This is a genomic window from Streptomyces sp. NPDC004542, from assembly GCF_040610035.1.
Lineage (GTDB): Bacteria > Actinomycetota > Actinomycetes > Streptomycetales > Streptomycetaceae > Streptomyces.
In genome coordinates, this window is sequence record NZ_JBEXLP010000165.1 from 1 (window position 1) to 7,251 (window position 7,251).

6 protein-coding genes are annotated in these 7,251 nt (G+C 73.1%); 4 read left to right on the plus strand and 2 right to left on the minus strand.

Going from position 1 to position 7,251, the window contains the following annotated elements:
• A partial coding sequence (locus ABZX30_RS37400; RefSeq protein ID WP_355942699.1) for a GAF domain-containing protein occupies positions 1–950 on the minus strand: 950 nt, incomplete at its 3' end.
• A 253-nt stretch (positions 951–1,203) separates the two neighbouring features.
• Here ABZX30_RS37400 and ppdK point away from each other — a divergent pair.
• The 4 genes from ppdK (at position 1,204) to ABZX30_RS37420 (ending at position 6,508) form a co-directional block, all read left to right on the plus strand.
• Positions 1,204–3,891: a pyruvate, phosphate dikinase gene (gene ppdK, locus ABZX30_RS37405; protein ID WP_355942702.1), complete on the plus strand. Its 2,688-nt coding sequence runs from the start codon at positions 1,204–1,206 to the stop codon at positions 3,889–3,891.
• 223 nt (positions 3,892–4,114) lie between these two features.
• A complete protein-coding gene (locus tag ABZX30_RS37410) occupies positions 4,115–4,570 on the plus strand; it encodes a pyridoxamine 5'-phosphate oxidase family protein (RefSeq protein ID WP_355942705.1) in 456 nt (151 codons plus the stop codon).
• Between the two features lie 100 nt (positions 4,571–4,670).
• Complete coding sequence (locus ABZX30_RS37415; RefSeq protein ID WP_355942708.1) at positions 4,671–5,852, plus strand: site-2 protease family protein; 1,182 nt, start codon at positions 4,671–4,673, stop codon at positions 5,850–5,852.
• Positions 5,852–6,508 (plus strand): CBS domain-containing protein, encoded by a 657-nt coding sequence (locus ABZX30_RS37420; protein WP_355942711.1) that lies wholly within the window; start codon positions 5,852–5,854, stop codon positions 6,506–6,508. The genes ABZX30_RS37415 and ABZX30_RS37420 overlap by 1 nt, the downstream gene beginning before the upstream one ends.
• Before the next feature lie 84 nt (positions 6,509–6,592).
• Here the strand turns inward: ABZX30_RS37420 and ABZX30_RS37425 are convergent.
• On the minus strand, positions 6,593–7,251 hold a 659-nt coding region (locus ABZX30_RS37425; protein ID WP_355942714.1), incomplete at its 5' end, for a CBS domain-containing protein.

Below are 7,251 nucleotides of genomic sequence, written 5' to 3' on the forward strand. Positions count from 1 at the left end.
GGGACGGCGACGGCCGGGCCGAGTCCGGCGAAGCGCGGCGGCTCCTGGGAGATCCGTGCGTCGTGGGCCACGTCTTCGCTGGCCACCGGGGCGGCGGCGGAGTACGCCAGTCCCATCAGGGTCCGGCGCAGGGGGAGCACCAGTCCCCGGTGCGCCTCGGCGTCCATGCCCACGGCGATCTCGACGGCGAGGGATCCGTCGTCCTCCATGGGCATCGCGACCGCCGCCAGCGCCGAGACCGTGTTCTCCCGGGCCCGTTCGGCGATCAGGCTCAGGACTTCGGAACGTTCGCCGCCCGACATCAGGCTGTGTGTGATCTCCACGTTCGCCCGCAGCCAGCGCTCGCGCAGCCGCGAGTCCTCGTACAGCCGCGCGTTGTCGATCGCCACCCCGGCCGCCACCGCCAGCATCGACAGCACCGACTCGTCCTCCTCGTCGAACTGCGCGCCGCCACGCTTCTCGGTCAGGTAGAGATTGCCGAAGACCTGGTCGCGAACCCGGATCGGGACCCCGAGGAAGCTGTTCATCTGCGGATGGTTCGGCGGCAGGCCGTGCGAGGCCGGGTGCTCGGCGATCTTCGCGAGCCGCAGCGGCTCCGGGTGCCGGATCAGCTCGCCGAGGATGCCGTGGCCTTCCGGGTACGGACCGATCCGGAAGATCTCCTCCTCGGTGACGCCCACCGTGTAGAAGGCGGACAGCCGTACACCGTCCGGTCCGATGACGCCGAGAGCCGCGTATTCCGCGTCCACCAGGGCGGCGGCCGCCTCCACGATGGAGTGCAGGGCCTGCTCCAGGTCCAGCTCCCGGCCGACGGCGAGCACCGCCTCCAGCAGGCTGTGCACCCGGTCCCGGGTGCCCCGGGCCGCGTTGATCCGCGCCTGCAGCTCCTCCAGCAGCTCGTCGAGCTTCAGCTGCGGCAGCGATACGCGGGGCTCATCCGGGCTTGCCACCACGCTCCTCAAGTCCCCTCGACGCTCACGACGGAAACCGATGAATTGTCTGGTTTGCCCAATATTCGCCCGCAGTGAAACCCGGTACGCGCCCGCCGTGGACCGCTCGTCGGCCCCGGATCACGCCCACCGCGGCCGCGGCCGCGCTTGGGGGCCGGTCGGCCCACCCCTGGGGCCGGAGAGCACCTCCTTCGGCGGCCCAGTCCGTCCGACGCTGGAGACGTAGGAGACCCCGGAGCCGAAAAGAGGCGTCATGAGCCGTTACGTCTACGACTTCCAGGACGGCGGACGCGACCTGGCCGGCCTGCTCGGCGGCAAGGGTGCGAACCTGGCCGAGATGACCCGGCTGGGCCTGCCGGTGCCACCGGGGTTCATCGTCACCACCGAGGCCTGCCGCAGCTTCCTGGCCACCGGCGAGGAACCGGAGGGCATGTCGGCGGAGCTCTCCCGCCACCTGTCGGCACTGGAGACCGCCGCCGGGCGGCTGCTCGGCCAGCCGGACGATCCGCTGCTGGTCTCCGTCCGCTCCGGAGCGCGTTTCTCCATGCCGGGCATGATGGAGACGGTCCTCGACATCGGCCTGAACGACGACTCCGTGCTCGGCCTGGCCAAGGTGTCCGGCAGCGAGCGCTTCGCCTGGGACTCCTACCGCCGGCTCGTCCAGATGTACGGCAGCACGGTGATGGGAGTCGATCCGGCTCTGTTCGAGGAGGCCATGACCCTGCTCAAGGAGGCCCGTGAGGCCCCCGACGACCTGCACCTGGACGCGGGTGACCTCGCCTGGCTGGTGGAGACGTACAAGAGCGTGATCCGCGACGAGACGGGCCAGGACTTCCCGCAGTCCCCCGCCCGGCAGTTGCAGGAGGCGGTCCTCGCCGTCTTCCGGTCCTGGAACGCCGAGCGCGCCCGCCTGTACCGGCGGCGCGAGCACATCCCGGACGACCTGGGCACGGCGGTCACCGTGCAGCGCATGGTGTTCGGCAACCTCGGTCCGGGCTCCGGCAGCGGCGTCGCGTTCACCCGCGATCCGGCGACCGGTCGCCCGGGCCTGTACGGCGACTACCTGTCCGACGCGCAAGGCGAGGACGTCGTGTCGGGCGTCCGGGACGCTGTGCCGCTCGCCGAGCTGGAACGGCTGGACCCGCGCTCGTACCGACGACTGCGCGATCACGCCCAGACCCTGGAACGGCACTACCGCGACCTGTGCGACATCGAGTTCACCATCGAGCGCGGCACCCTGTGGATGCTGCAGACCCGGGTGGGCAAACGCACCGCCGAGGCCGCTTTCGCCATCGCCGCCGAACTGGTCGAGGAGGGACTGGTCACGGCCGACGAGGCCCTGGCCCGGGTCAGCGGCGACGCACTGGCACGACTGATGTTCCCCCGCTTCGACACCGGCGCGACGGGAGACGTACTCGCTCACGGTGTACCGGCCTCCCCCGGCGCGGCGGTCGGCGCGGCCGTCTTCGACTCCGCGGAGGCAGTACGCCGGGCCGCGGCCGGCGAGCGGGTCGTGCTCGTGCGGGAGGAGACCACGCCCGACGACCTGCCCGGCATGGTCGCCGCGCGCGCGGTGCTGACCGGCCGCGGCGGCAAGACCAGCCACGCGGCGGTGGTCGCCCGTGGCATGGGCAAGGTCTGTGTGTGCGGCGCCCAGGACATCACCGTCAACACCGGGGCGCGACGCTTCACCACCAGGGACGGCACGGTGGTCGACGAGGGCACCGTCATCTCGGTGGACGGATCCACGGGTGCCGTGTACGCGGGCGCGGTCCCGCTGGTCGCCTCCGCGACGATGCGCTACCTGGAGACCGGGGAGCACACGGACAGCACGGTCACGGCCGTCGCCCGTGCTCTGGACCACGCCGACTCGGTGCGCCGGCTGGAGGTGCGGGCCAATGCCGACACCCCGCAGGACGCGGCACGCGCCCGGCGGTTCGGGGCGCAGGGCATCGGACTGTGCCGCACCGAGCACATGTTCCTCGGCGAGCGGCGCAAGCTCGTCGAACAGATGATCCTGGCCCGCTCGGACGCCGAGCGGAACCGGGCCCTGGCGGCTCTCCTGCCGCTCCAGCGCGAGGACTTCGCGGCCATCCTGGAGGCGATGGACGGCCTGCCGGTCACCGTCCGGCTGCTGGATCCACCGCTGCACGAGTTCCTGCCCGACCGCACCGACCTCGCCGTGCGGATCGCCGCCGCCGAGGCCGCCGGCGGCCGGCCGGACGAGCACGACGTGGAGTTGCTCGAGGCCGTGAACCGGATGCACGAGGAGAACCCGATGCTCGGGCTGCGCGGCGTGCGGCTCGCACTGGTGGTGCCGGGACTGGTGACGATGCAGGTGCGGGCGCTCGCCGAGGCGGTCGTCGAGCGCACCCGCGCCGGCGGATCCCCGCGGGCCGAGATCATGGTGCCGCTCGTCGGCGCCGTCGAGGAGCTCCGGCTCACCCGCGAGGACGTGACACGGGTCCTGGACGAGGTCACCGCGGAGACCGGCATCCCCGTCCACTGCCCCGTCGGCACGATGATCGAGCTGCCCCGGGCCGCGCTCACGGCCGGCCGGATCGCGCAGGAGGCGGAGTTCTTCTCCTTCGGCACCAACGACCTCACCCAGACCACCTGGGGCTTCTCCCGCGACGACGTGGAGGCCGCGTTCTTCTCGGCCTACCTCGACAAGGGCGTGTTCACCGCCTCGCCGTTCGAGACGCTCGACCACGAGGGAGTGGGCCGGCTGGTCCGGATCGCCGTCGAGGAGGGCCGGGCCGCCCGCCCCGGCCTGCAGACCGGCGTCTGCGGCGAACACGGCGGCGACCCCGAGTCGATCCACTTCTTCCACCGGGCCGGCCTGGACTACGTCTCCTGCTCGCCGTTCCGGGTCCCGGTGGCCCGACTGGAGGCGGGCCGGGCCGCGCTCGACGGCACGGACCCGAGCGACAGCAGGTGAGCTCCGGCGGCGGGGCCGTCCGGCCCATTCGATCAGGCCCGACCGGCACTGGAGGAGGAGGAAGAAATGGGCGACGGTGAATGCAGGAGCGGCGCCGATCCCCCGCGGCGTCGCTCCGCCCGCGTCTCGCTCCGCCGCTCGCCGAGCGGAGGGCGTCCCGAAGCCGGCCGGCGGGAAGCGGCACACCCGCGAGGAAGCCGGCCAGTCAGCGAAGAAGCCAGCCATGATCCGTAACGACCGCCCGCCACGCCGGCGCATCGACCTCGACCGTGCCGAGGCGCTGCGGCTGCTCGGCAGCGTCTCTCTGGGGAGGATCGTCTTCACCCGGCAGGCCCTGCCCACCGTGCGTCCGGTCAACCACGTCCTCGACGGCGGCGACATCGTCATCCGCACCCACGACGAATCGGGCCTCACCTGCCAGGCCGGACCGGCTGACCGCACCGGTGTCGTCGTCGCCTACGAGGCGGACGTCATCGACCCCGACACGCATCTCGGCTGGAGCGTGGTGGTCACCGGTTACGCCCGGCCGGTGACCGATCCCGGCGAACTGGTGCGCATCCGGGCGCTGCTGGAGCCCTGGGCGGCGCAGCCGGGCACGGACCACGCGGTCCGCATCCATCCCGACCTGATCACAGGGGTCCTGCTCACCGCGCGGGACGAGGCGCCGCAGGACGGCTGAACCGCGGGGGCGACGAGTCGTCGCACCCCAGGCCGATCGTCCCTGTTTCGAGCCCATCGGTCCCTGCCCGCGAGACGACCGGCGCAGGACGATGGACTGCATGAACGAGACGCTGTCCCTCGGCCGGATCGCCGGCGTGCGGGTCGGCCTGCACTGGAGTGTCCTGGTCATCTTCGCCCTGGTGACGGTCGCGCTGGCGCGCGGCCGGTTCCCGGCGGCCCACCCCGGTCAGGCCCCCGCCGTGTACTGGGCCCTCGCCCTGCTGACCGCCGTCGTCTTCCTCGGCTCCCTGCTGGTGCACGAGCTGGCGCATGCCGTGGTCGCCCGCCGCAACGGCGTCCGGGTGGACGGCATCACCCTGTGGATGCTGGGCGGCGCCGCCCGCCTGCACGACGAGGCGCCGACGCCGGCCGCGGAGCTGCGCATCGCCGGGGTGGGCCCGCTCACCAGCCTGCTGGCCGGTGGGGTGCTCGCGGGCGTGGCCGCGGGACTCGACGCGCTCCACGTGTCCGGGCTCGTGGTCGAGGCGTTCGCCTGGCTCGCCGCGATCAACGTGCTGCTCGCCGTCTTCAACGCGCTGCCCGCCGCGCCGCTGGACGGAGGACGGCTGCTGCGCGCCTTCCTGTGGCACCGCACCGGCGACCGGCTGCGGGCCACCCGGGGCGCGTCGTCGGCGGGCCGGGCGCTGGGCTGGCTCCTGGTGGTCGCCGGGTTCGTGGCCGTGCTGTACGGGCGTGACCTGTCCGGCCTGTGGCCGGCGCTGATCGGCTGGTTCCTCATCGCCGCGGCCACCGCGGAGGCCCGCCAGGCGGAGATGCGCAACCTGCTCGGCGGTGTCCCGGTCAGCCGGGTCATGACACCGAACCCGGTCACCGTGCCGGCCACGGCGACCCTGGCCGGCTTCCTGGCCGAGGGACCCTTCGGCCATTACCGCCACTCCGCGTTCCCGGTGCTCGCGGCCGACGGCTCGGTGGGCGGCGTGCTCACCCTTCGGCAGATCGACGCGACGCCGCCGCAGGCCCGTGCGGGCACGACGGTCCGCGACGTGATGCGTCCCCTCGGCGACGTCGTGGTGGCAGCCCCCGGGGAACCCGTGCTCGACCTGCTCCCCCGCCTGGAGACGAGTCCGCTGCGCCGCGCCCTGATCCTCGACGAGGGCCGCCTCGTCGGCATCCTCACCCTCTCCGACATCACCCGTGCACTGACCTGGCCGGCCGTGTCCGCCGCCCCCGGCCCCGCCGGCTCGCGCCGCGACCGTCCCGGCCAACCGAAGGAGACCTGATGTACGGCACCCCGCGCAGCGTCAGCGATGTCATGACCCACACCGTCGCCTCCGTCGGCCGGCGGGCCTCGTTCAAGGTGATCGTGGAGATGATGCAGGACTGGAAGATCAGCGCCCTCCCCGTGCTCGAGGGCGAGGGACGGGTCGTCGGCGTGGTCTCCGAGGCCGACCTGCTGCCCACCGAGGAACTCCGGGACAGCCCCGAGGAGGGGTACGCGCTGGTGCGCCGGCCCGCCGACGTGGCGAAGGCCGGCGCACTGACCGCGGGGGACCTGATGTCCTCACCCGCGATCACCGTCCGGGCGAACGCCGGCCTGGCCGAGGCCGCGCGGATCATGGCCCGCGAGAAGGTCAAGCGGCTGCCCGTGGTCGACGAGACGGGTCTGCTGCAGGGCATGATCAGCCGCGCCGACCTGCTCAAGGTCTTCCTGCGCGACGACGAGGACATCGCCGAGGAGATCCGGCACGACATCGTGTCGTCCCTCTTCTCGCCGCCGTCCTCGTCCGTCGAGGTCGACGTGCACGACGGAGTCGCCACGCTGACGGGCAAGGTCCGCGACACCGCTCTGGTGCCGGTGGCCGCGCGCCTGGTGCGAGCCGTCGAGGGCGTGGTGGACGTCGAGTTCGACCTCACCCGGGGAGCGGGTGTGCGGTAGGAAGCCCTGCGAACCTCGGATCGGGCGGCCCGCAGGTGCTCTCCGGTGCTCTCCGGTGCTCTTCGGTGCTCTCCGTCGGACGGCTCAGACGGCGGTGAGCAGGTTCTTCACCTCGACGACGTCGGCGATGTCCTCCACCTCCGCGACCAGCCGGGCCGAGGTGGCCGACGGCATCCGTCCGGTCAGTTCCACGACGCCGTCATGGACGGCCACCTCGACCGTCCCCCGGTCCCGCGGCGGGCAACAGGCCTCGATCCTGGCCTCGACCTCCGCGCGTATCCCCGCGTCGTCCCTGATGAGGGCCTGGAGCAGCGCGTCGCGGCGCACGACACCGACCAGACGGCCCGCGCCGTCGGCGACCGGGAGCCGCCTGAGCCGGGACAGCGCGGCCAGCCAGGCGGCCTCGGCGACCGTCGCGCCCGGCAGCACCGTGACCGCCGGGCTCGTCATCAGGTCGGCGGCCGTCTCACCGCGCGCCTTGCCGTGCAGCCGTCGTTCGCGCAGCCTTCCGATGGGTCCGGGCCGGTGACCGGAGGCCTCGAAGGCCACCTTCGCCAGCAGATCGGACTCCGAGACGACGCCGACCACGTGGTCCTCGGCGTCCACGACCGGGACGGCGCCGACCCGCTCGCGCGCCAGCAGGCGGGCGATGTCGCGGTACGGCAGGTCGTCACGCAGACAGGCGGCGGGCACGTCCATCACGTCGCGCACCAGCGGGATCCGGGTGTCCGGCGGCGCCGGCC

What these genes read in the sequence shown, in the direction of transcription:
- ABZX30_RS37415 (WP_355942708.1), top strand. Translation starts at nt 4,671, where the DNA reads ATGAACGAGACGCTGTCCCTCGGCCGGATCGCCGGCGTGCGGGTCGGC.
- ABZX30_RS37420 (WP_355942711.1), top strand. Translation starts at nt 5,852, where the DNA reads ATGTACGGCACCCCGCGCAGCGTCAGCGATGTCATGACCCACACCGTC.
- ppdK (WP_355942702.1), top strand. Translation starts at nt 1,204, where the DNA reads ATGAGCCGTTACGTCTACGACTTCCAGGACGGCGGACGCGACCTGGCC.
- ABZX30_RS37410 (WP_355942705.1), top strand. Translation starts at nt 4,115, where the DNA reads ATGATCCGTAACGACCGCCCGCCACGCCGGCGCATCGACCTCGACCGT.